This window comes from Kitasatospora sp. NPDC092039 (assembly GCF_044756065.1).
GTDB lineage: Bacteria > Actinomycetota > Actinomycetes > Streptomycetales > Streptomycetaceae > Kitasatospora.
This window is the reverse complement of record NZ_JBIVSD010000003.1, coordinates 432,889-456,124: the sequence shown is the minus strand read 5'-3', so window position 1 is coordinate 456,124 and position 23,236 is coordinate 432,889. Positions and strand designations below refer to the sequence as shown.

The window sequence follows — 23,236 nt, the reverse complement described above, 5'->3', positions numbered from 1 at the left end:
CTCAGACACTGCGGTTGAATCAGACGCTGCGGTAGCGGCGCAGCAGCAGCCGGTACGAGCCGGCCACCATGGCCACCGCGACGAGCGCGAACACCGCCAGCCCGAGGCCGCCCGGCGCGTGCCGGCGGTCGAAGCCCTCGCCGAGCCCGAACAGCTCGTTGACCAGGGACTCCACCAGGTCGGTGGGCGAGATCAGCGACATCCACTGCGCCGCGTCGGAGCCGGTCGTGCCGGGGTTGCTGATCCCGACCGCGGCCGCTCCCAGCGCGGCGCTGACCGCCAGGTAGCCCATGATGGCGGCCACCCCGAAGCCCCGCCGGGGGGTGGCGGCCGCGATCACCAGAGCCACCGAGGTCGGCACCAGGGCGTACAGCACGGCCGCGACCAGCCCGTACAGGAAGTGCCCGGTGTTGTGCGCGAAGTCCATCCCGCCGAGCAGCGCGCCGATGTACAGCACCAGCAACGGGGCCGCCATCAGCAGCAGTTGGGCGCAGAACATGGCGCAGAACTTGGCCCGGACGTAGTCGGTGCGGGTGATCGGGCGGGAGAAGTAGAGCGGGACGGTCTGGTAGCGGAGGTCCCGGGAGAGCAGCACCGGCGCCTGGGAGGCGAGGAAGACCGAGACCACCAGGCTGAGCATGGAGAGGTAACCGGCGTACTCGACCGGCAGCTCCTCGCGCTTCATCACGACCGAGAGCGCCACCATGACCAGCGCGGGCACGGTGATCACGCCCAGCACCAGCATCGGCAGCACCTTGGACTTGCCCGAGCGGCCGAGGCCGTACGCGGCGCGCAGGCTCTGGGTGAAGAGCGCGCGGGTGGCGTAGGAGCGGCCGAGCCGGGGCCCGGTGTAGCCGCGGTAGCCGATGTCGTGGATGACGCCGGTGTCGGCGGACCTGGTCTCAGGAGGCAGCGGCATCGTTCGTCCCTCCCCTGCTCTGCTCGGTGTCCTGGGAGTCGGTGAAGAGCTCGGCGACCCGGTGGCGGCGCTGCTCCAGCCGGACCAGGCCGAGGCCGAGTCCGGCGACGGCGTCGCGGATGGTGTCGTACGTCGACTCGTCGGCCAGCCGGACCAGCAGCTGGTGCGAGCCCTCGGACTGGACGGACAGGCCGGCCGCGGCGAGCCGCTCGCGGACCGCCGGGCCCGGCTCCAGGAGGTGGTCCTCCGGGTGGTCGCCGACCTCGACCGCGAGGACGGCCGTCGCCTCGGTGAAGGAGGCGGTGGAGGAGGAACGCAGCAGCTTGCCGCCGTCGATCACGACCAGGTGGTCGCAGGTCCGCTCCAGCTCGCCGAGCAGGTGGGTGGTGACCAGCACCGAGATGCCGAAGTCGGTGTGCACCCGGCGGATCAGCGCCAGCATCTCGTCCCGGCCGGCCGGGTCGAGGCCGTTGGTCGGCTCGTCCAGCAGCACCAGCTTCGGGTCGTGCACCAGGGCCTGGGCGAGCTTGACCCGCTGCTTCATGCCGGTCGAGTAGCCGCCCATCGGGCGGTACCGCTCCTCGTACAGGCCGACGTGCCGCAGGGTGTCCGCGGTGCGCTCGCGGGCGGCGGTGGCGGGCAGCCCCGCCATCCGGGCCATGTGCACCACGAACTCGGTCGCGGAGACGTCCGGTGGCAGGCAGTCGTGCTCGGGCATGTAGCCGACCTGCGCGCGGATCTCGGAGCCCCGGGTGGCGACGTCCAGGCCGAGGACCTCGCCCCGGCCGGAGGTCGCCGGGGCGAGCCCGAGCAGGATCTTGATCAGGGTGGACTTGCCCGCGCCGTTGGATCCGACCAGACCGACCACGCCCGGCCGCACCTCGACGGTCAGTTGGTCGAGAGCGGTGACACGGGGAAACCTCTTGGTGAGGCCGTCCGTCTTGATGACAGCTGTGGACACGCCCACCAACGTAACGGTCTTGTGCGGTACGGGTCATGAGCACGAATGACGAGTCGCTCTGCTGCTGCGGTATGACGTCCGGCACCCTCACCCCTAGGGGTTCGGCAAAAGCGGAGCCCAGTTGTACCCTTTGTCGAACTCTTGGCGTACTTGCCGAATTCTTTGCCGACGGGGGTGCCGGAACAGCGTGCCGGCACGGAGGGGAAGCGAGCGACATGTCTGATCGGGCGACCGCGTTCGACCGGATGATGAACCCTTGGGCCTACGACGCGGACGGGAACCTCACCGCCCGGGCCCGTGCCCAGGAGGCGGCCCGCACCCGGATCAACTCGGCCTCGGCCTCGGGCGGTGGCGGAGGCGGGGGCGGCTTCAGCGCCGATCCCAACGCGCTCACCACCGCGGGGAACAACTCCGACCAGATCCACGCCCGCCTCAACACCGACGGCCGCGGCGCCGACGAGGCCACCGCCAAGGTCTCCACCGCGCTCGCCAACTGGAGCACCGGCAAGGCCGCGGCGGGCGCCGCCGGCACCTGGGACCAGTGCGTCGCCGCGCTCGGCGCCACCATCGGGCAGACCACCCAGGCGCTGCGCGCCACCGCCACCAACTACCGGCAGAACGAGTCGGCCGTCCAGCACGACCTCGGCGCCTGAGAGGAGAGCTGCGATGGTCGACTTCCACGAGCTCAGCACGGCCGACTTCGGTGTCCTGGACGCCGCCGCCACCGCCTGGACCACCGTGGCCCAGAAGCTCCAGGCGATGGACGGAGACTGGGACACCACGGTGATCGCCAAGGTGAACTCCGCCTGCTGGACCGGCGCGGCGGCCGACCAGGCCCGCCCCGGCCTGCAGCGCACCAACGAGCAGCTGACCGCCGCCGTCACCGAGGCCAACGCCTTCGCCTCCACCTTCAAGGAGGCGTCCACCGAGTTCAAGGCCGCCAGGACGAAGCTGGAGAAGGCGGTCGCGGACGCCCGCACGGCCGGACTGACCGTCACCGACAACGGCACCGTGAGCTGGCCCCCGGCCGACAACGCCACCCGGCACGACTACGAGGCCATGCGGGACTACCAGAAGGAGTGGGGCGACAAGGCCGAGGCCGCCCGGAAGGCGATCGACGCCGCCGTCGCGGAGGCCGCCGCCGCCGACGAGCGGATCGCCTGGGCGCTGCGCTCCGACAGCATGACGGACGGGCAGAAGTCCTTCAACAGCAAGGCCATCGGCAGCGGCCCCGAGGCGGACGGCAAGCGCGCCGCCCAGCTCGCGGCCAAGGGCGGGGACATCACCGAGCCCGAACTCACTGAGCTGAACTCGCTGCTGGCCTCGCACGGCAACGACCCGAAGTTCTCCACCAAGTTCTACCAAAACCTCGGCCCGGACGGCCTGATCAAGTCCTGGAACGACATGGTCGGCGACCCGGCGCACCCCCGCGACGACAAGTCCCCGCGCTGGAAGGCCTATCAGGACCTCCAGAAGAACCTCGGGCTCACCCTCGCCACCGCCACCCGTACCACCAACGAGCCGCACCTGTCGGACGAGTGGTCCGCCGCGCTGCGCAAGGCCGGCTCGCAGCCGGTCTGGGACAAGCCGTACCAGGCCTCCGGCCTGGACTACGTGCCGTACGGCTACCAGGTGCTCTCCGGCATCCTGATGAACGGGAACTACGACGCCCACTTCATCAACCCGATCGCCGAGCACGTCACCCAGCTCGACACCCAGGACAAGTACTGGCCGGCCCCGCCGCCCGGCTCGCAGATCCAGGGCTTCAACCTGACCGGCGGCGACGAGGCGGGCTCCGGCTTCCGGCCCACCACGGCCGTCCTGGAGGCGCTCGCGCACAGCCCGGAGGCCTCCACCAGGTTCTTCACCGAGAAGCCGACCGCGTACAACGAGGACGGCACGGTCAACCAGGGCGGCAAGCCCAAGCCGGCCGACTACTTCGACTACTACGTGCACGACAAGGACTGGATCCCGGACACGACCTCGCGGGACTCCAAGGTCTGGGACGCGAGCAAGCAGGCCGGGCCCGCCGCGCTCGGCCGCGCCCTGGAGGCGGCCACCACCGGCCACCCGTACGACGAGCCGGGCCCCGTCCCGCCGGCCAGGCACACCACCGAGCAGGCCGACCTGATGCAGAAGGTCGTGAACACCTTCGGCAGGGACGGCAACGGCGGGGTGCTGGAGGACATCAAGGGCGACGGCAAGCTCGCCGCGATGCGGGTGAGCCTCGGGCACATGACCGCCGAGTACATCGGCGACGTGCAGAACTCGCTCTCCGCCACCCACGCCCTCCCGGTCAACGGTTCCCCGGCCGTTCTCAGCCAGTCCAGTGTGAGCGGTCTGCTGGACGCGCTCGGACGGGATCCGGACTCGTACGGCGCGGTGGTCAATGCCAACCAGGCGTACACCACCGCCCTCATACGGGGCCACATGGACAGCGGGCAGAACGACTTCGCCCGGCTCAACGTCGACATCGACAACGTCGCCCACGCCGGCGGAATCGTCAGCGGGTTCCTCAACGAGGCCCGGGTCGACGAGGTGCACTACCAGCACGCCAAGTCCGACCAGGAGTTCAACGAGGCACTGGAGAAGAACGTCGGCTACGCCAAGGACGCCTTCAACAGCATCATCGGCACGGTGACCGAGAAGGTACCGGTCGGCGGCGAGATCGCGGGCCAGATCGTCGACTCCATCGCCGAGAGCGTGATCGAGGCCAACAAGCAGGACACCACGGCAGCCGGGAACCAGACGGCACGCGACAACAACGCCGACGGCCGGAACCAGGCGGTGGGAGGCGTCAAGCAGGCCATCACGGACGCCGGCGGCACTTCCGGGATGAGCCGGGCGGACATCCAGCGCCTCGCCGAAAGCGCCGGGATCAGCGTGACGAACGGGTACACCACCGGGGTCACCAACAACCACGTCAACCACGGAAAGGGCGACGGATGACAGGGCTCGGCGGACGCTGGATCCTGCCCGCCGCGGCGGTCGTGGCCGTCGCGGCCGCCGGGACGGTCGGCTACCTGGACTGGCGCGGCCACCGGCCGGTCGAGACGGCCGGCCGGGAGTCGAACCTGTGCACGCTGCCCACCGGTGACGACACCCCGCTCGGGCGGTTGCTGCCGCGCGGCGAACAGGACGTCGAGGAGAGGTCGCGGGGCCTCACCGCCGCCCCGGTGTCCTGCACGGTCCGCGTGGACGGGCGCACCGCGGTCACCGTCTCCGCCGTCTTCCACGACGGCGGGCCCGCCCTCTCCCCCGAGGCCGCCAGGCACCCGGACGCCCGCAGCTTCGACGCGGGCAGCGTGGCCGCCTCCTGGCCCGGTGGCGCGACCGTTTCCGACTACTGCGAGGGCGGGCCGGTCGGCCACGTCCAACTGGTCGTCACCGCCGGTGAGGCGGCCAGGGCCGGCTCGGCCGACCAGCAGCAGGCGGACCTGGAACGGATCGCCCGGGACAGGCTGAAGAAGAGCATGAAGGACGTCTGCCAGTGAAGCGCTTCCGACTGGTGATCGCGGGTTCGACGGCCCTGCTGCTGGGCGGTGGCCTGCTCGGCTGGCATGTGTACCTCGACCGCACCGGGTACCGGCCACCGGCCGTCAACCTGTCGCACGGGGAGTGCAGGGGCACCCTCGACGCCCCGGGCTTCGCAGCGCTGCTGGGGCACACGCCCCGGGTCTTCGTGGAGACCGGGTTCCGCGTCCCGGCACGGGACGGCGTGCCCGGTCTGGACTGCCGGGTCGAAGGCCAGGGCGGACGGGTGCTCCAGGTCATGGCGGCCGGCGCCGCCTACCCCGGCAACGGCCTCGACGGTGAAGTCTCCTTCGGCTGCACCCTGAACGGCAAGAACGAGCCCTACCGGGCCGCCCTCAGGTTCAGCCCCGACTTCCCCTCCGCCGACCGCCCCGACCAGGTACACGTGACCGAGCTCCTGACCGGCTTCGCCGTTCGCGCCGCCCAGGAACTGGGCTGCGCGAACGGCGCCGAATCGGTCACCGCGGTGTGAGCCGACCGGCGCCGCTCCCGGCGCCCGTCAGCTGTGGGCCCGCTCCCACAGTTCGGTGACCTTGCCGGAGGCGTCGATCGCCACCTTGTAGTCGCCGACGCCCGAGCAGGGGTAGGAGCCCTTGACGTTGGTCGGTTCGGCGAGGCACTCGTTGACGTGCTTCACCAGGTCGGCCACGTTGACGTCCTTCGGCGGGGCCAGCACCGAGCTGAGGTGGCCCTTGGCGGTCGGCGCGATCGGGGCGCTCTTGTTCGCCCCGACCGGCTCGAAGACCACGTCGTTCACGCCGCAAGCGTCCTTGGTCTCCTGGTAGACCAGGGTCGTCGCGCTGGTGCCCTTCACCGGGTAGACCCACTTCTGCCCGGCGGGCAGCGGCCCGTGGGTGCAGAAGCCCTCCGGCTCGCCGTCGGCGGCCGGCGTGCCCGTCGCGGCGGGCTTGCCGGTCGCGACGGGCTTGCCGGTCCCCGCGGGCTTGCCGCTCGGCGCCTGGCTCGCGGTGCCGGCCGGGGCGGCGGTGGGCGCGGCGGAGGCGGCGCCGGTCGGCACGCTTCCCGCGCCCTGGTCCGAGGAGTCGTCCGGGCCGCAGGCGGCCAGGCCGAACGCGGCGGCGGCGACCAGCGCGGTGGCGAGCAGTCTGCTGGAGCGGGAAGAAGGCATGACGAAGGAACCCCCGTGGTGACGCATGATCAGTTGTACGGTGCGGCGGACAGACTAGCGCCCCGGGCCGACGCCCGGGGCGCCGACTCTCAGCCCAGCCTGGCCAGGCCCTCGGTGGCGATCTCCTCGAAGACGGCGAGGTCGTTCTCGAAGATCGAGCCGGGGACGGGCCAGTGGATCACCAGCTCGGTGACGCCCAGCTCCCGGTACCTCCCCGCCCAGTCGACGAAGGCCTCCACCGACTGCAGCGGCCTCTCCGCGGTCGAGCCCTGGAGCAGCACCTTCTCCAGCGTCGTGACGTCCCGGCCGACGGCCTCGCAGGCGGCCGTCAGCTTCTCGATCTGCCGCGCGATGACCTCGGGCGCCTGCTCCACCGGCACGTCCGCCGGCCCGCGCGGGTCGCCGTACGTCACCCAGCCCTGCCCGTGCTCGGCGGCCAGCTTCAGCCCGCGCGGGCCGGTCGCCGCCACGTAGAACGGCAGCCGCGGGGTCTGCACGCAGCCGGGGACGTTCCGCGCCTCGACCGCCGAGTAGTACGTACCCTCACGGGTCGTGGCGTCGTTGCGCAGCAGTTCGTCCAGCAGCGGCAGGAACTCCCCGAACCGGTCCGCCCGCTCCTTCGGCGACCACGCCTCCTGCCCCATCGCCGTCGCGTCGAAGCCCGTCCCGCCGGCCCCGATCCCCAGGGTGAACCGCCCGCCGGACACGTCGTCCAGCGTGATCAGCTCCTTCGCCAGCGTCACCGGGTGCCGGAAGTTCGGCGACGTCACGAGAGTGCCGATGCGGATGCTCTCCGTGGCCGAAGCCGCGGCGGTCAGCGTGGGGACGGCGCCGAACCACGGCTGGTCGCGGAACGACCGCCAGGAGAGGTGGTCATAGGTGTACGCGGCGTGGAACCCGAGCTCCTCGGCCCGCCGCCAGATCTTCTGTCCCTCGGCCCACCGGTGAATGGGGAGGATCACTGTGCTCAGACGCATGCCACCGACCCTACGCGCCGCTGCCACGGGACCCTTCGGAGCACGTGCGGAACGCCGGGAGACCGGTTCCGGGAGTTGCGGGACGCTCATGCCGGGCCGCGCCGCGCGGTGGCCTCGCACGCGCCCGCCTCCGTCGACGGACCGCCGAGCAGGTGGCTCATCGTCTCCGCGGCGTGCACAGCCGCTCTGCCACAGCAGTTGTTGAACAGGACGTGGACCTGGTCGGCCCGTTCGGCCATTGCGCGGATGGCCGGAGTCCAGGAGGTCAGCTCCTCGGGCGTGTACGTGTGGCGAAACCGCTCCTCCTTCGTGCCGGTCCCCCACGCGCGGTTGCGTCCGTGGAAGCGCACCACTGCCAACCGGGCGGAGGTGACCGGGGTGACCGGGGGAATGGAGGTGGGCAGTGACTGCACCGTGTCCACGGCCACGGCGGCCATCTCCAACTCGGCCAACAGGCCGAAGGTCGCGGCGAAGTGCTCGCCCCGCCACCACCCGGGATGCCGGAACTCCACTGCCACCGGCCATCCCGCGGTGCGCTCCCGGCACCGGCGCAGAAGCGATGCCGCCGCGGCGCCCGGCGCCAACCACGGGGGGAACTGGAAGAGGAGGGATCCCAGGCGGTCCGATCGGCGCAGCGGTTCGAGGGCTCCGCTGAAGCGGCCCCACACCTCGTCGAGCAGCCCCGGGTCCGCCTCGGGCCTGCCGCGCCCCCGGGCGAAGGCGGGTCGCAGATCGGCGGGCAGTGCGCCTGGTCGCGTCGGATGCCCGGTGAGCAACGAGAACGCCTTCACGTCGAAGCGGAAGCCCGCCGGTGAGCGCTCTGCCCACAGGAGGCTGTTCCGGGTGCTGGGCAACGCGTAGTAGGTGGCGTCCACTTCGACCAACGGGAACCGCGCGGCGTAGTACCGCAGTCTGGCCTCCGCGTCGCGGTGCCCCTCCGGATACCAGCCACTGGCCACCAGTTCTCGGTCCGTCCACGAACACGCGCCGACGCGGATGTCTCCCATGCGCCTCGTGTGCCCCGACGCGAGCCGCCGACTCCGCGGTTACGAGGGTGATCCCGGTCGCGGACGTCGTGAGCGGGCTGCCGTGCCCTGGATGCTCGGGCAGCGGTGGCGAACGAGGCTTGACCGAGGACACCACCGCCGGTGCGGCCCGGCCCCGGGCGGGTTCAACGCAGCAGCCAGCTCAGCAGGGCCGTCGCCGTGAACACCGCGCCCGAGGCCGCCCAGACCACGCGCCGGGTCAGCCACCCGGGGCCCGCCGGGGGCCGGGGCCGCGGGACCGGAGCCAGCAGGGCGTCCGCGAAGGCCCGGGCGGTCGGCGGCCGGTCGGCCGGCTCGACGGACATCGCGGCCCGGAGCAGCGCGGCGATGTGCGGGGGCAGCTCCGCTTCGGCCGGGAGCGCCGGCAGCGTCGAGGCGGTCCGCCCGTCGGTCATCAGGGCCGTGGCGCGCCCGCCCGGGCCGAACGGCTTCTGCCCGGTCAGCAGTTCGTAGGCCACCACGGCCAGCGCGTAGACGTCGGCCCTTCCGTCGAACCCTCCGGTCTGGAAGGCCTGTTCCGGTGCCATGTACGCGGGCGTTCCCGTGGTCACCGTGAGCCCGGACGCGTCGGCCAGTTGCTTGGCGCTGCCGAGGTCCGCCACCAGCACCGCGGCGGGCGCGGGGCCGGCGGCGAGCAGCAGGTTGGACGGCTTGACGTCGCGGTGCACCACACCCGCCTCGTGCAGGACCTGGACGGCGTAGCCCGCCTCCGCGGCCAGCCGCAGCGCCTCCTGCGGGTCGCACTGCCCGACCCGGTCCGCCACGGTGCCGCCGCGGACGTGGTCCATGACGAAGTAGGGCCGGTCCTCCTGCACCCCGACGTCGTGCACCCGGACCACCCGCGGGCTGGCGATCCGGCGCAGCAGCCGCGCCTCCGCCAGGAACCGCTCGCGCACGTCCGCGTTGGCGGCCCAGTTCTCGGCCAGCACCTTCACCGCGACCTCGGTGTCGAGCTCCGGGTCGTAGGCCTTCCAGACCGTCGCGAAGGAGCCGGCGCCGAGCCGCTCCAGGAGGAGGTAACGGCCGAGCTTGCGCATGTGGCAGCATTCTGCCGGAGTCGGGGGGAGTGCGGAACTCCCGTTCGACGGGCGCGGTGCCGGCGGGACGGAACGGGGGATCCGGGTGTTCGAGGAAGCCGAGCTGGAACGGCTCGTGGCGGCTGCCCAGGCGGGCGAACCGGGGTCGGTGGAGTACCTGCTGGCCAAGCTGCGGCCGCTGGTGCTGCGCCGCTGCTCGCGCTTCCTGCCCCACCACGCCGACGCGGAGGAGGCCGCGCAGGACGCGCTGCTGTCCATCAGCACGCACCTGGGCGGGTACGGCGGCCGCGGCTCCTTCCTGGGCTGGGTGACGGTGATCGCCTCGAACGCCGCCCGGTCCACCTACCGCTCGATGCGCCGGCGCGCCGAGGACAGCCACGCCGACCTCCCCGAGTCCGTCGACCCGCGCACCACCAGCGTCATCGCCGGGACCAGGCTCGACCTGATGGAGGCGCTGGCCGCGCTGGAGCTGCGGCACCCCACCCTGGTGGAGGCCTTCGTGCTGCGCGACCTGGGCGACCTGACCTACGTCCAGGTGGCCGAGGAGCTGGACGTTCCGCTGGGCACGGTCAAGGACCGCATCCACCAGGCCCGCCGCTTCGTGCGCGAGCGCCTGGTCACCGGTCCGTGAGCGACGGTCCCGCGGCGGGGGGCCGCCCCGCCGCCGTCCGGCCCCGGGCCGCCGTCGCCGCCCTGGTGGCCGCGGTCGCACTCGGGCTGGCGACCGGCCGGTTCGTCCTGCCACCGCCCCCCGGCACCACCGGGCAACCGGCGGCGCGGTCGGGAGCCGCGGCCGGCGGGGCGTCCCAGGGCGCGTCCGCTCCCGCGACGCCCGGCGCGTCCGTCCCGGCACCCGCGTCCCCGGCCTCCGGCTCCGGCTCCGCCTCGCCGACCGGTGCGACCGGGCCGGTGACGACCGCGAACCTCGTGGACCCCGCGGCGTTCAGCCCGGACATCGGCATCGGGCAGATCCACGTCACCGACCGGCGCGGCGACGGGTTTGACGCCAGTTCGGCCTGCTCCGGCCAGACGACCCTCAAACAGCCCCCGGGCGGGCCCGGCGCCCACTTCCGCGGACTGACGACCAGCCCCCGCACCGAACCGGGCGACCCCCCGCCGGCCGCCGACCGCGTCGACCAGGTCGCCCGCGAGGTCGTCGCCGAGGCCCCGAGCCCTTCCCTGGCGCAGAGCTACAGCGAGCGCCTGCTGCTGGAGGAGGTGCCCTGCAAGGAGGGACCACCAGGGCACTGGGTCTACGGAAGGACCACGACACTGCAGCTCGCCCCGGACGCCACCGCGAGCTGGATGGGTACCTACGAGGGAACCCTCAACACCACCGGCCGAGCGCCCGAGGGCAAGGAGCCCTGCGGCGGCGTCGCCGTGCTGCGCAGCGGCAGCCACTACGGAGTGCTGACGGTCCGCGCCTGCCTGGGCACGGCCGCGATGGACCACGTCGTCAGGGCCGCTCTGTCACAGCTGTGAAACAGCGGGTCGGGCCTCCAACTTTCGCTCCTGCGGCGGCATCTCCCCGGTTGTACGAGGACGCAGCAGGCGTCCCGACCAGCAGGGGGACCAGATGACCGAGAACCAGACCCAGCAGAAGACCGTTCGCCGCAACCGGCTCGCCGCCGCGGCCTGCTTCGCCGCCGCACTGATCACGGTCGGCGTCGTCGGCACCCAGTCGGCGACCGCCGACGGGGCCGCACACGACGCCGCGCAGCGCACCGCGGTCACCGCCCAGCCGGTCGCCGCCGCGCGCCCGGCCGCGGCCGCCGCGCCCGGACTCGGCTCCGCCCGCCTCGTCCAGAGCGAGGACTTCCGGCAGGGCATGAACCCGGTCGGCGCGACCGTCACGCTGACCGGACGCGAGGGGCTGTCCGCGTGCTCCGGCGAGGAGACGATGCGCAGCCTGACCAAGGACAAGGCCACCGCGTACGCGTCCGTGAGCTGGACCCTCGACGCCCAGGGCCGGCTGTCGGAGTCGGCCGCGGCCGCCCCCACCGAGGCCGCGGCCGCCACCTGGGAGCAGCAGCTCGTCGCGCTCGTCGAGGCGTGCCAGGACGAGCCCGCCGGCCACTGGTACTACGGCGCGGGCCACACCCTGACCGTCGCCGGCGGCACCGGCCGCTGGTACCCGGCCTACAACGGCGACGGCACCGCCAGCGGCGGGGTCGCGGTCCTGCGCAGCGGCGCCAAGGTCGCCGTCGTCGAGCTCACCGGCCGGCCCGCCGACGCCCCCACCCACGTCGAGGGCATCGCCACCGCGGCGCTGAACCGCCTCTCCGCCTGACCGGCGGCCCGCTCCGCCCGCGGTGGCGGGCGGAGCGGGCCCGGGCCTTCGAAGCGGCTCGCCCGCCCCCCAGGGCGGTACACGGTGTGGGTGGTGCGGAAGCCGGGCTCCTCGGCCCGCCGCCGGACCTTCCGCCCCTCGCTCCACCGGTGGACGGGACGGACAGTGGTGCTCGGCCGCGTGCCCCGGCCCCGGACGGGCGCACCGGTCGCGCGGTCGCGCTAGGGGTGCGGGCGGGTGCGCTGGGCGGGGAGGGAGGGGGCGCTGGTGCGACGGGCGAGTTCGGCGAGGGTGTGGAAGAGGACGTCGCCGAGCAGGACCGGGTCGCGCGAGGCGCCGGGGGCCCGGGGGTCGCGGGTGCCGGGGCGGGTGGTCGGGGGCGGCTGGTCGCGGAGCTGGCGTGTGGGCATGGCTCTTCCTGCCGACGGGGTGGCCGGGAACGGTCATGCCCGCCGGGGCCGGCCGGGCACCGCGGTGGCCGCGGGTTCGGCCGGAAACGGCGTACGAAGGGCTTGATCACGGCGGGAACGGCCGGTGGCCCCGGCTCCGGGGCGGTGCCCCGGCCGCGCCGATGGGCGAAGATGGAGCGGTGACCGAACCCCGTACCGCGCCCCGCCTCATCGCCACCGACCTGGACGGCACCCTGCTCTGCTCCGGCGGCACCGTCACCGACCGCACCGCCGCGGCGCTGGCGGCGGCCGAGGCGGCCGGGGTGCAGGTGGTGTTCGTGACCGGGCGGCCGCCGCGCTGGATGCAGCAGGTGAGCCCGCACATCGGCGGCCACGGGGTGGCGATCTGCTCGAACGGCGGCGCGGTGGTGGACGTACGGCGCGGGGAACTGCTGGAGACCTTCCCGCTGCCGGTGGAGACCACCCTGGCGGTGGTCGACGCGCTGCGGGCCAAGCTGCCCGGCACCGCGTTCGCCTTCGAGCACCCGGGCGGCTGGGCCCGCGAGGCCGGGTACGCGGTGCCGATGTGGGGCGACGAGCTGGAGCACGAGGTCGGCCCGGCGGAGGAGCTGCTGGGGGCCGGCGGGCCGGTCCGGGGCCTGTTCAAGCTGCTGGCCAAGCACCCGGACCTCGACCCGGACAAGTTCCTCGCCGAGGCCCGGGAGGCCGCCGGGCACCTGGCCGAGATCACCCGGTCCGCGGCGATCCCGCTGCTGGAGATCAGCGCGCCCGGCGTCACCAAGGCCAGCACGCTGGCCCGCTGGTGCGCCGCGCGCGGGATCGACCGGAGCGAGGTGGTGGCCTTCGGCGACATGCCGAACGACCTGGAGATGCTGGCCTGGGCCGGCACCGCTTACGCCGTCGCCAACGCGCACCCGCAGGTGCTGGCGGCGGTGCCGCTGCACACCGTGAGCAACGAGCAGGACGGCGTCGCGGCGGTGCTGGAGCGGCTCCTCGGCCGGTAGGAGGAGCCGCCCCGGCCGGCCCGGCTAGCCGAAGCGGCCGTTGACGTAGTCCGAGGTCCGCTGGTCGCGCGGGCTGCCGAAGACCTGCCCGGTCGGCCCGGCCTCGACGATCCGGCCCGGGGTGTCGTGGGTGGCCAGGAAGAACGCGCAGGTCTGCGAGACGCGCTGGGCCTGCTGCATGTTGTGGGTGACGATCACGATGGTGAGCCGCCCGCGCAGTTCGGCGATGGTCTCCTCGACCCTCCGGGTGGAGGTCGGGTCGAGCGCCGAGCACGGTTCGTCCATCAGCAGGATGTCCGGCGAGACGGCCAACGACCTTGCGATGCACAGGCGTTGCTGCTGACCGCCGGAGAGCGCCCCGCCCGGGGTGTGCAGCCGGGTGGACACCTCGTCCCAGAGCCCCGCCCGGCGCAGGCTGGTCTCCACCAGGTGGCGGCGCTCCTCCTTGGACACCTTGATCCCGGCCAGCTTGAGCCCGCTGGAGACGTTGTCCTGGATCGACATCGCCGGGAACGGGTTCGGCCGCTGGAACACCATGCCGATCCGGCGCCGCACCTCGGCGGGCCGGCGGCCGGGCCGGTAGACGTCGTCGCCCTCCAGCAGCACCTCGCCGGAGAGCGCCGCGCCGCGCACCATCTCGTGCATCCGGTTGAGGATCCGCAGGTAGGTGGACTTGCCGCAGCCGGACGGGCCGATCAGCGCGGTGACCTCGCCGGCCGGCATCGCCAGCGAGACCCGCTCCAGCACCTTGCGGCTGCCGAACCAGGCGGAGACGTCCCGGGTCTCCAGCCCGGCGAGCACCTCGCCGCCGGGGTCGGGGCGGGTGGCCGCGGCGTGCCGGCCGGGGTGGGGCGCGGGGGCGGCCGGGGGGAGGGTGAGGGTGTCGGCGGCCGGGTCGGCCGGCGGGGTGTCGGTCAGTGGTGCGTCGGTCATCGGAACGGTCCTCCGGGCGCGCGTCAGTAGAGGTTGGGCAGCAGGGCGGCGGCGTTCTCGTAGACCGCCCAGAGCAGTGCGCCGACCACCGGCGCGAGGCTCAGGTAGGCGGCCGAGCGCCGCCAGTACCGGGCCAGCACCAGGGCGCCGGCCACCGCGCCGAGCAGGCCGAGCGACCACAGCTGGAGCGTGGCCAGCGCGCCCTTGTCCGCGGCCAGCGCCTTGTCGTACGGGACGGTCGCGGGCCGGCCCCCGGGGTTCTGCGCCGGGTCGCCCTCCAGCCGGGCGCCGATCAGCACGGTGGAGCCGGGGATCCAGTCGGAGTCGCCGGTGACCAGCACCATCCGGTTGCGGGCCGGGTCGACGACCGGGTGGTCGCCGTCGCCGTACGCGTTGACGGTGTAGGTGAACTTCCCCTGGCCGGTGGTGGCTTCGATCCGGTCGCCGACCCGCAGCCTGGACAGTCCGGCGAACGGCGCGCCGAAGGTGGCGCCGCGGCCGAAGACCACGGCGACCCCGCGCTGGCCGGGAAGCGCGGTGTCCCGGCGGTGGCCGGGGCCGCGCATCAGGTCCCGGCCGGTGGTGCCCTCGACCACCACGGCCTGGTGCAGGCCAATCGCCGGGATGTCCAGCAGCGCCACCGGCTCGCCGTCGGCGGCCGCGCCGGTCGGGGCGACCGCCCGGGCCAGCTGGTCGCGGAAGGTCTTGTGGGCGGTGGACTGGTAGTGCCGCTGCTGGACGTGCGAGAGCGTGAACAGGTACCCGACGAAGCCGAGCACCAGCGCGGCCGCCAGGCTGACCGCCCAGGCGCCCTGGAGGAACCGCCGCCGCCCGGGGGAGACGGCGGGCCGGGCCGGGGCGGTGGGCGCGGCGGGGCCGGCCGGCCGGGCCGGCGCGCTCGTCGCGGCCGGCTTCTCCAGCACCGGGGCGGTCACGAGGTGCCGCCCGAGCCGTTGCGGCGGCGCAGCAGCCGGCGGCCGAGCAGCGGCGGGACGAGCACCACGGCGAGCAGTTCCAGCGCGGTGAGCGCGGACAGCGTCCAGTCCTCGGGCCTGCCGCTGACCTCGACCACGTCGGCCGCCACCTCGGTGGCGACGCCGCCGCGGCCGCGGGCGACCACCTGGCCGGTCTGCGGGTCGACCACCACCTCCTCGGTGCCGTCGCCGGCGCCGGGCGCGTTCGGGTCACCGGCGGCCGCACCGCCGTCGGCGGCGTTCGGGTCACCGGCGCCGCCGGCCGCGCCCGCACCGCCCGCCCCAGCGCCGCCCGCACCACCGGAACCGGTGCCGCCCCCGGCTCCCCCGGAGCCCCCGGGCTTGCCGGTGCCGCCGGAACCGCCCGCCGCACCGCCGGAACCGCCGGCCGCGCCGCCGGAGCCGCCCGCGCCCGAACCGGTCCTGACCGGCTGACCGTTCTGCACGGTGCAGTCGATCGGGGTGCCCGCCTTGTCGCAGGGGCTGGGCATCGGGGCGTTCTTCAGGACGGTCAGCTCGCCGGCCGAGTTGAAGGTCGGGTTGGCGCAGTTGGCGAGGGTGTTCGGGTCGACCGGGCTGGCGTTGCCGGGGATGTTCCTGGTCTGCAGCAGGCCGCCCTTGACCAGTCCGCGCGGAATCGGCGAGTAGCCGAGGTCGTCCGCCTTGCCCTGGCCCTCGCAGAGCACGTACGAGAGGAAGCGGCTGAGCGCGGAGCCCTTGTCGTTGTTGAAGCGCGGCGGCGGCGGGTTGGCGGCCCCGGCCCGCGGCACGATCAGGTAGCTGTAGCTGGAGATCGGGTAGGCCCGCGGGTCGTCCATCGTGTAGACGCCGTCGAGGTTCTGCTGCAGGTAGTTCGGGTCGTTCGCCGGGGTGGCGTCGTCCACGCCGCGGATCCTGGCGGCGGTGAGCGCCACGGCGACGTTGGAGGCGGTCGGCAGCGAGTAGTAGCCGGCCGCGTTGAGCACCTTCACGACCGGCCAGTTGCTGCGCTTGGCGAAGGCGTACTCGTCGTAGCCGATGGTGCCGACGTTGGTCGGGGACTTGATGTAGCCGGCCACCACGTCGGAGCCGTTCTGCGCGGTCATCCGGCCGGAGGGCGGGAAGAACTCGGTGTAGCCGCCGCAGCTCACGCCGTTGACGGACGTGCAGTAGGCGTCCCACTGGTCCTTGTGGGTGTGCTCCATCCAGCGGGTGAACTGCGCGGTGGCGCCGGAGCCGTCGGAGCGGACCACCGGGGTGATCGGCAGGCTGGGCAGCGCCTTGCCGTAGTCGTTGGTGATCTTCGGGTCGTTCCAGTTGGTGATCTTGTTGGTGAAGATGTCCACGATGGTCTGCGGGGACAGCCGCAGGTCGCGGACCTGCTTGCCGCCGACCACCAGGTTGTACATGAAGGTGGTGCCGCCCGCCGTGACCGGCACGTAGGAGAAGCCCCAGACCGGGTTCTCCGCGCTGCCGGTGCCGGACTCCTTGCCGCCCTGCCCCACGCCGGTGTCCTGCGCGGCGCGGAACGGCACGTCCGAGGCGGTGAAGTCGTCCTGCCCGACCGCCCACTGGGTGCGGCCGGCCGCCGAGCCGACCGGGTTGAAGTTGATCTGGATGCCCTGCGGGGACACGTCCTGCCGCCACTGGTCGATGGCCGGTCCGGCCCAGCTGGAGCCGTCCGCGCTCAGCGAGACGGAGGCCGCGAACGCCGGGGTCTGCCCCAGCAGGGGGGAGGCCGCCGCGAGCATCAGGGACATCGCCCCCGCCAGCAGCCGGGCCACGGAGCGACTGAGGCCCCTGGACATGTGAACTCCTCTGGTACGCAGGGTGGTTGGTCTTGACATCAGCGCTCCGACCGCGCGTGGAGGGCGTTCGGGCGGGCAGTGCCGCCGAGGGCGGCCGCCTCCGTCCGGCGGGCGTCCCGGTCGATCCGGCGCCGCTGGGCGCGGGTCAGCTGTCCGGGTCGGCGGCCGCCGAGCACGCGCGCGGTGACGAAGAGGATCAGCACCACGGCCATCAGGGTCAGACCGGCCGCGAAACCGCGCGCGATCATCCCGTCGTACGGCTGCTTGACGTAGTTCCAGATGTACAGCGGCAGCGACACCTGGTGCTCGTCGAACGGGTTGGCGTTGAACTGCGAGGTGAAGCCGGAGGTGAGCAGCACCGGGGAGGTCTCGCCGACGCCGCGCGCCATGCCGAGCACCACCGCCGTCACCAGGCCGGGGCGGGCGGTGGGCAGCACCACGTTCCACACCGTGCGCCACTGGCTGCCGCCGAGCGCGTAGGAGGCCTCGCGCAGGGTGCCGGGCACCAGGCGGATGACCACCTCGGCGGCCCGGGTGACGATCGGCATCATCATCACGGTGAGCGCGAGCGAGGCCGCGAAGCCGCTCTTCTCGAAGCCGAAGGTGAGGATCACGACGCCGAGGACGAACAGGCCGGCCACGATGGACGGCAGGGCCGTCATCGCCTCGACCAGGGTGCGCACCGGGCGGGCCATCCGGCCGCCCACCTCGGACATGAAGACCGCCGCCGCGATGCCCAGCGGAACGGCGAACAGCGTCGCCAGGCCGAGCTGTTCTAGCGAGCCGACGACCGCGTTCAGCGCTCCGCCCGAGGTCAGCCCGTCGAGCGGGCCGGTGAACTCCATCGACTCGGTGAAGAAGTTGAGGTGCTGGGCCGCCTCCCAGCCCCGGCCGGCGACGTAGCCGATCTGGTCGGCGATCAGCGCGACCACCAGCAGCCCGGAGCTCCAGGCGACGACGGCGATCAGCCGGTCCCGCACCATCATCGGGTGCCACTGGAGCCGGCCGAGCAGGTAGTAGCCGGCCAGGAAGAACAGGTACCAGCAGACCAGGAAGCCGAAGGCGCCGCTGAACGGCAGCACCCGCTCGTACAGCACCCAGTCCAGGGCGAGCGAGCCGGCCGCCGCGCCCGTCACGGTGAGGACGTCGTCGCGGGTGACGCCGCCGATCCGGAGCTTCTTCTCGGGGGGCGGGGCCGCGGCCACGGCGGACCCGGTGGGCCCGGTCGGCCCGGGCTCGCCGGCCGGCCCGGGAACCGCGACCGGCGGCAGGTCGAGCGTGGTCATCGGATGGTCCCTTCACGGTTCGGACGGCTGCGGGCCCCGCGCACGGGCTGAGACTCCGTCATGCTCAGTCCGCCGTCGCGGCGCCGGAGCGCGAGCGGTTGATGACGAACCCGGCCAGCACGTTGACCAGCAGGGTGAGGGCGAACAGCACCAGGCCGGCGGCCATCAGCGCGGAGAGCGACAGCGCGTCCGACTCGCCGAAGCGCAGCGCGATCAGCGCGGAGATCGAGTTGGCGCCGTTCTCCAGGATGTGGGTGACGGCCTTGAAGTTCGGCGAGATGATCAGCGCGACGGCGATGGTCTCGCCCATCGCGCGGCCGAAGCCCAGCATCACCGCGCCGATCACACCGCCCCGGCCGAACGGCAGGACGACCGCCCGGACCATCCCCCAGCGGGTCGAGCCGAGCGCGTACGCGCCCTCCCGCTCGCCCTGCGGCGCCTGGGAGAAGACCTCCCGGCTGAGCGAGGTGATGATCGGAATGATCATCAGCGCGACCACCACCCCCGCGATGAAGGTCGACGAGGTGTACGAGGTGCCGATGTCCCCGGTGCGCACCTTGAGGAAGGGGATCGCGTCGCCGAGGTGGTTGGCCAGCCAGCGGACGAAGCCGAGGATCCGCGGCTGGAGGAAGAACAGGCCCCACAGGCCGTAGACGATGCTGGGGATCGCCGCCATCAGGTCGATCAGCGAGACCAGCGCGGCCCGCAGCCGCACCGGCGCGTACTCGGAGATGAGGACCGCGGTGCCCAGCGCCACCGGGACGGCGATGACCAGGGCGATCAGGGCGATCAGCAGGCCGTTGGGCAGGACGGCGCCGATCCCGAAGTTGTGGGCGGCGGTCTGCCACTTCTGCTCGGTCAGGAAGGACCAGCCGACGGCGCGCAGCGCGTCGGTGCCCCGCAGGATCAGGAAGAAGGCGATCAGTCCCATGATCGCGAAGACCGAGAGGCCGGCCAGCCGCAGCACGCCGCGGAAGACCCGGTCGCCCGGGGTCGCGGGGGCGGTGATGGTGCGCGGCACGTCCTGGTCGGGCCCGTGGCCGGGAGGTCGGGGCGCCCCGGCGTACGGTGCCGCGGGCTCGGCGGCGGATGTCATGGTGTGCTCTCCGTGCTCGGGAACGGGCGTGCTCGGGAACGGGCGTGCTCGGTGAGGGCCGGGACGCTGCCCCGGCGGGCGGGAACGCGCTCGGCGGGGCCGGGACGGCGGCCCCGCCGAGCGCGGGTTCCTACCTGCGGCGCAGTCGCGACCACTGGGTGCGGGCGCCGGCCAGCACCTTCGCCCCGGCCGGGGTGCCGCCGAGGAACAGCGCGGCCGGTCCGCCGACCAGCAGCACCAGGCCGGCGATCAGCGCGACCGGCAGCAGCAGCCGGGCGGTGCCGGGCCGGTCGGGCACCGGGGTGCCGACCGGGGCCGCGGCGATCGCGTTGCCGGCGGGCGCGGCGGTCGCGCCGGGCCTGCCGGCGGCCGGGGCGCCGGGCGCCGCGGCACCGCCGGCCGTACCCGTCCCGGTGGCGCCGGTGGAGCCGGTGCCGGAGAGGCCGCCGCCGGTCAGGCCGTCCGAGGAGCCGAATCCGGTGCCGCCGGAGCCGCCGTCCGAGGAGCCGAATCCGGTGCCCACCGGGCCGGTGCCGTCGACCGGGCCGGCGGAGCCCGTACCGCCGGAGGCGGAACCGCCGTTGCCGCTCTCCGGGGTGCCCGGTTCGGGGTTGCCGGCCGGCGGGGCGGTCTGGTTGCCGGGCAGCCGGCCGTCCTGGGCGGCGACGTGCCGCACGGCCTCCTGGGCCTGCTGCCGCTGGGCGCCGGTCAGGGCGAGGTAGCCCTGGGCGAGCTGCCCCGGCGCGAGGCCGTAGGTCTGGCCGTCGGTGGTCACGGCCTGGAGGAACCGGGAGATCGCGGCGGCCTTCGCGGCGGGCAGCCCGCCGGTCGGCACCATCGCGTACTGCACCGTGGTCAGCGGGTACGCCCGCTGGTCGCGCGAGAACGCGGTGTCCGGTGCGCCGTAGGGCAGCTGCTGGACCCCGGTGGCGGCGTCGGTCGGCATGTCGGCGACGGCGGCCTGGAAGCCGGCCGTGCCGGGCGCCACGAAGGAGCCGGCCGGGTTGAGCAGCGAGGCCTCGGGGAGCGAGAAGGCCTTGGCCTGGGCGGTGTCCATGATGGCGAGCAGGGAGCGTACGCCGGGGATCTGCGCGGCACAGGGCTTGTGGCTGCCGTTGGCCTCGGTGTTCGGCTGCTGGCAGTTCGGCTGGTACTGCATCAGGTTGCGCGCCACCCTCCCGAGCCCGTCGAGGGAGGGGTTCCACTCGTACTGCTTCCAGTGCTGGAAGTCCACGCCCGAGCTGCCCTGCGCGGGCCCGGAGAAGTCCTGGACCTGGAAGGCCTCGGTCGGGTAGCCGACGAACTTCGGCTTCAGGTAGAAGCTGTCGACGCGCATGCCCCACGGGTCCGGCTCGCCGTCCAGGAAGCGGGCGGCGTCCGGGTCGGCGGCGAGCCACGAGGTCAGCTGGTGGGTGAAGTCGGTGGTGCCGCCGGGGACGCCGGGGTAGACCGTCAGGGTCCCGCCGCAACTCGTGGGCCAGTGGATCCCGTTGGCCGCCGTCTCCGGGTTCAGCTGCCTGAACTCGGGGTCGGTGAAGAGGCAGGTCGGGTTGCCGGCCACGGAGGGGATGGTGGCGCCCGGCGAGGCGTAGGACTGGGTGAGCAGTTTGGCCACCAGCCGGGCGTTCAGCCTCATGTCGCGGATCTGCCGGCCGGTCTTCGGGTCGTCGATCAGGTACGTGACCGAGATGCCGGTGGTGGCGAGCGGGGCGTAGACGTACGGCCTCGGCGGCGGTGACCGGTCGGGCCGCGCCGTCAGCGCGACCTCGGTGGTGCTGCTGCCCGCCAGGAACGCGGCGCGGGCCTGCGGCTCACCGCCGGCGGGGACGTAGCCCACGGTCATCGGCGAGTCGCCCAGGCAGAGGCCGGCCCGCCACTGCTGCACGGCCCGGTTGGCCATCTCCAGGCCGGCGGCGCCGAAGGCCTGGTCGCTCGCCGCGCAGGAGTCCGCCGTGGGGGCGAAGGAGAGCGGGACCACGGTCCGGTGCTGCCAGGCGCACTGCTCGCTGGTCCGGTTGCCGGTCCTCCAGTTCTGGTTGCCGGGCACCATGATCCCGTCGGCGGCGGTGTAGCCGTCCGGGTCGGTGTCCAGGTCGTGGAACTCGCAGTCGGCCTTGCCGTCGAGGACCTGGTAGAGGTCCAGCGGGTCACCGCCGTAGTTCGGCTCGACCACCAGCGAGCAGGGGTGGGTCGCGTCGCAGCCGAGCGTGGCGCTCTCCTTGGCGCTCCACACCTCGATCGAGGCGGAACCCGAGCCGTCCGGGCCGGTCGCGGCGATCACCTGGTTCGTCGGCCACTCCGGCACCTCCGTGCGGGTCGGACGGGGCGGCTGCTCGAAGCCCTTCGACGGGTCGCCGCCGTAGAGCGTGCTGCCGTAGCAGTCCGTCACCGCCGGGTCGGTGCCGCGGCACTGGTAGATCCGCACCGCGTAGAGGATGTGGGTCGACAGCGGCTGCGCCGTCTGGGCCGGAGCGTTGGAGCCCAGGTAGACCGTCGGCGTGAAACCGCTCCAGGAGACCTGGAGGACCTGGTTGGTCAGGTTGGCCGTCTGGGAGACGGTCACGCTGCCCGGGGCGCCGTACTGCTTGGCGGCCGGGATCCAGACCTTCGGGCCCGGGACGGTCACGGCCGAGTCGGCGTGCGCCGTCGGCGCCGCGCCCAGCCCGATCGGAATGACGGCGAGCGCCGCCACCGCGGCCTTGGCGAGGACCAGGGCCGGTAGTCGACGGCGCCACCTCCCTCGGCCTCTCGGGTCGGGTACGCGGTTTCTCATGGCGAGGCCTCCGGGAGGTGCGGGCCGCCGAGGGAGGCGGCACGAGGGGCGTCGATCGCGCCGGGGACGGACGATTCCGTGCGTACTATTCGGCCAGTCGGACATGGCGGGATCCGGTCGACCAGGTGTACGAGACCACAACGCGACGACTCCGTACCGGAGTTGGGAACTCCGCAGGCGAATGGCCCGCGCCGGGGCGCGGGCCCGCCGACCTGCGGTCCGGTGCCGGGCGGTTCGGCACCGGGGCTCGGTACCGGGGCTCGGTACCGGGTGGTTCAGTGCGCCGGGGTGTAGGACAGCGCGAGCTTGCCGATCTGCTGGCCGGCGGTGAAGTAGCCGGTGCCGAGCGCGGCGTCGAGGTACTGCGCGCCCGCGGCGTCCACCTGGAAGCTGGAGGAGTTCAGGTTCTGGGTGAGGCCGCTGCGGCTGATCACGTTGTCGCCGGCCGGGTCGAGCAGCGGCACCGGGGTCGTCGAGCCGTTCGGCACGGCGGTGAAGTAGCCGTCGTCGACCGAGAAGTCGAGCTGCTTGAAGGTGACGCTCCTGCCGGTCCTCAGGTTCAGGAAGAGCAGGCCGCCACCGAACCGCACGTCGCCGTAGAAGGCCGGGATGTCGGCCGCGCCGCCGCTCACCGGAAGGGTCACGGTGAGGCCCGCGGTCTGGTCGTACGCCGCACTGGCGGGCTGGATCGGGATGACCACGATGCCGTTGAGCGCGGCGTTCGTCAGGAAGGCGACGTCGGTGGTGATCACGGCCTGGCCGGCGGCCGGGGTGGTGGCCGGGTCGGCGACGGCGGCACCGCTCACGGCGGTCAGGGAGAGGACGACGGCGGCACCGGTCGCTGCCAGGCGGGCGCTGATGCGGGACATGCTGGACTCCTTGGGAGAGGGAGAGGAGGTGTGCTGGTCGTGCGAGGCGGCGACGTTCAGGCGTGGCTGACCGGCTCCCCCGTCACGTCGTCGTCGCGTGGGCCCGGCGGGGGGGGGGGGGGGGGCCCCCCCCCCCCCGGGGGGGGGGGGGGGGGGCCGGGGGGGGGGGGGGCGCCCCCGGGCCCGGGGGCACCGGGGCGCAGCCCCCCCG

22 protein-coding genes are annotated in these 23,236 nt (G+C 73.6%); 8 read left to right on the top strand and 14 right to left on the bottom strand.

Features of this window, described 5'->3' with window-relative positions; all coding sequences use genetic code 11:
* Positions 1–19: 19 nt before the first annotated feature.
* Positions 20–919 carry an ABC transporter permease gene (locus tag ACIQI7_RS08330; protein WP_387759710.1) on the bottom strand — a complete coding sequence of 300 codons (900 nt, stop codon included), beginning with the start codon at positions 917–919 and terminating at the stop codon, positions 20–22.
* The gene (locus tag ACIQI7_RS08325) at positions 903–1,880 is read right to left on the bottom strand and encodes an ABC transporter ATP-binding protein (RefSeq protein ID WP_401106319.1); all 978 of its coding nucleotides are present in this window, start codon (positions 1,878–1,880) and stop codon (positions 903–905) included. Before ACIQI7_RS08325 ends, ACIQI7_RS08330 begins: the two co-directional genes overlap by 17 nt.
* A 215-nt stretch (positions 1,881–2,095) precedes the next feature.
* Here ACIQI7_RS08325 and ACIQI7_RS08320 point away from each other — a divergent pair, with 215 nt between their 5' ends.
* The 4 genes from ACIQI7_RS08320 to ACIQI7_RS08305 are packed head-to-tail and all read left to right on the top strand — an operon-like array spanning position 2,096 to position 5,886.
* On the top strand, positions 2,096–2,533 hold the full coding sequence (locus tag ACIQI7_RS08320; RefSeq protein WP_401106318.1) for a hypothetical protein: 438 nt from the start codon (positions 2,096–2,098) through the stop codon (positions 2,531–2,533).
* A 13-nt stretch (positions 2,534–2,546) separates the two neighbouring features.
* Positions 2,547–4,829: a hypothetical protein gene (locus ACIQI7_RS08315; protein ID WP_401106316.1), complete on the top strand. Its 2,283-nt coding sequence runs from the start codon at positions 2,547–2,549 to the stop codon at positions 4,827–4,829.
* Entirely contained in the window at positions 4,826–5,374 is a 549-nt protein-coding gene (locus ACIQI7_RS08310; RefSeq protein ID WP_401106313.1) for a hypothetical protein, read from the top strand. The genes ACIQI7_RS08315 and ACIQI7_RS08310 overlap by 4 nt, the downstream gene beginning before the upstream one ends.
* The gene (locus ACIQI7_RS08305) at positions 5,371–5,886 is read left to right on the top strand and encodes a hypothetical protein (RefSeq protein ID WP_401106310.1); all 516 of its coding nucleotides are present in this window, start codon (positions 5,371–5,373) and stop codon (positions 5,884–5,886) included. The genes ACIQI7_RS08310 and ACIQI7_RS08305 overlap by 4 nt, the downstream gene beginning before the upstream one ends.
* 27 nt (positions 5,887–5,913) lie before the next feature.
* Here the strand turns inward: ACIQI7_RS08305 and ACIQI7_RS08300 are convergent, their stop codons facing one another.
* The 4 genes from ACIQI7_RS08300 to ACIQI7_RS08285 form a co-directional block, all read right to left on the bottom strand.
* Positions 5,914–6,543: a hypothetical protein gene (locus tag ACIQI7_RS08300; protein WP_401106307.1), complete on the bottom strand. Its 630-nt coding sequence runs from the start codon at positions 6,541–6,543 to the stop codon at positions 5,914–5,916.
* 89 nt (positions 6,544–6,632) lie between these two features.
* On the bottom strand, positions 6,633–7,520 hold the full coding sequence (locus tag ACIQI7_RS08295; protein ID WP_401106304.1) for an LLM class flavin-dependent oxidoreductase: 888 nt from the start codon (positions 7,518–7,520) through the stop codon (positions 6,633–6,635).
* A gap of 86 nt (positions 7,521–7,606) precedes the next feature.
* Positions 7,607–8,527: a DUF72 domain-containing protein gene (locus ACIQI7_RS08290; protein WP_401106302.1), complete on the bottom strand. Its 921-nt coding sequence runs from the start codon at positions 8,525–8,527 to the stop codon at positions 7,607–7,609.
* A gap of 164 nt (positions 8,528–8,691) precedes the next feature.
* On the bottom strand, positions 8,692–9,603 hold the full coding sequence (locus ACIQI7_RS08285; protein WP_401106299.1) for a serine/threonine-protein kinase: 912 nt from the start codon (positions 9,601–9,603) through the stop codon (positions 8,692–8,694).
* 85 nt (positions 9,604–9,688) lie between these two features.
* Between ACIQI7_RS08285 and ACIQI7_RS08280 the strand changes: the two genes are divergently transcribed.
* The 3 genes from ACIQI7_RS08280 to ACIQI7_RS08270 all read left to right on the top strand — a co-directional run bounded on the left by ACIQI7_RS08280 (position 9,689) and on the right by ACIQI7_RS08270 (position 11,893).
* Complete coding sequence (locus ACIQI7_RS08280; RefSeq protein WP_401106296.1) at positions 9,689–10,234, top strand: RNA polymerase sigma factor; 546 nt, start codon at positions 9,689–9,691, stop codon at positions 10,232–10,234.
* Positions 10,231–11,085: a hypothetical protein gene (locus ACIQI7_RS08275; RefSeq protein WP_401106293.1), complete on the top strand. Its 855-nt coding sequence runs from the start codon at positions 10,231–10,233 to the stop codon at positions 11,083–11,085. Before ACIQI7_RS08280 ends, ACIQI7_RS08275 begins: the two co-directional genes overlap by 4 nt.
* Positions 11,086–11,179: 94 nt before the next feature.
* Positions 11,180–11,893 (top strand): hypothetical protein, encoded by a 714-nt coding sequence (locus tag ACIQI7_RS08270; RefSeq protein ID WP_401106291.1) that lies wholly within the window; start codon positions 11,180–11,182, stop codon positions 11,891–11,893.
* 221 nt (positions 11,894–12,114) lie between these two features.
* Here the strand turns inward: ACIQI7_RS08270 and ACIQI7_RS08265 are convergent, their stop codons facing one another.
* On the bottom strand, positions 12,115–12,303 hold the full coding sequence (locus ACIQI7_RS08265; protein ID WP_401106288.1) for a hypothetical protein: 189 nt from the start codon (positions 12,301–12,303) through the stop codon (positions 12,115–12,117).
* A gap of 161 nt (positions 12,304–12,464) precedes the next feature.
* On the opposite strand from ACIQI7_RS08265, the gene ACIQI7_RS08260 reads away from it, so the two are divergent.
* A complete protein-coding gene (locus ACIQI7_RS08260) occupies positions 12,465–13,307 on the top strand; it encodes an HAD family hydrolase (protein WP_401106285.1) in 843 nt (280 codons plus the stop codon).
* A gap of 24 nt (positions 13,308–13,331) precedes the next feature.
* Here the strand turns inward: ACIQI7_RS08260 and ACIQI7_RS08255 are convergent, their stop codons facing one another.
* From ACIQI7_RS08255 to ACIQI7_RS08225, 7 genes are all read right to left on the bottom strand, one after another.
* Positions 13,332–14,108, bottom strand: coding sequence for a phosphate ABC transporter ATP-binding protein (locus tag ACIQI7_RS08255; protein ID WP_401106902.1), 777 nt, complete (start codon positions 14,106–14,108; stop codon positions 13,332–13,334).
* A 155-nt stretch (positions 14,109–14,263) separates the two neighbouring features.
* A complete protein-coding gene (locus ACIQI7_RS08250; RefSeq protein ID WP_387759684.1) occupies positions 14,264–15,175 on the bottom strand; it encodes a sortase in 912 nt (303 codons plus the stop codon).
* On the bottom strand, positions 15,172–17,001 hold the full coding sequence (locus tag ACIQI7_RS08245; protein WP_401106282.1) for a phosphate ABC transporter substrate-binding protein PstS: 1,830 nt from the start codon (positions 16,999–17,001) through the stop codon (positions 15,172–15,174). The genes ACIQI7_RS08250 and ACIQI7_RS08245 overlap by 4 nt, the downstream gene beginning before the upstream one ends.
* A gap of 38 nt (positions 17,002–17,039) precedes the next feature.
* Entirely contained in the window at positions 17,040–18,287 is a 1,248-nt protein-coding gene (gene pstA / locus ACIQI7_RS08240; protein ID WP_401106279.1) for a phosphate ABC transporter permease PstA, read from the bottom strand.
* Positions 18,288–18,351: 64 nt separating this feature from the next.
* Positions 18,352–19,383 (bottom strand): phosphate ABC transporter permease subunit PstC, encoded by a 1,032-nt coding sequence (gene pstC, locus ACIQI7_RS08235; protein WP_401106276.1) that lies wholly within the window; start codon positions 19,381–19,383, stop codon positions 18,352–18,354.
* 130 nt (positions 19,384–19,513) lie between these two features.
* A complete protein-coding gene (locus ACIQI7_RS08230; protein ID WP_401106274.1) occupies positions 19,514–22,156 on the bottom strand; it encodes a hypothetical protein in 2,643 nt (880 codons plus the stop codon).
* A gap of 275 nt (positions 22,157–22,431) precedes the next feature.
* Positions 22,432–23,025, bottom strand: a complete 594-nt coding sequence (locus ACIQI7_RS08225; RefSeq protein WP_401106271.1) for a hypothetical protein — start codon at positions 23,023–23,025, stop codon at positions 22,432–22,434.
* Positions 23,026–23,236: the final 211 nt, after the last annotated feature.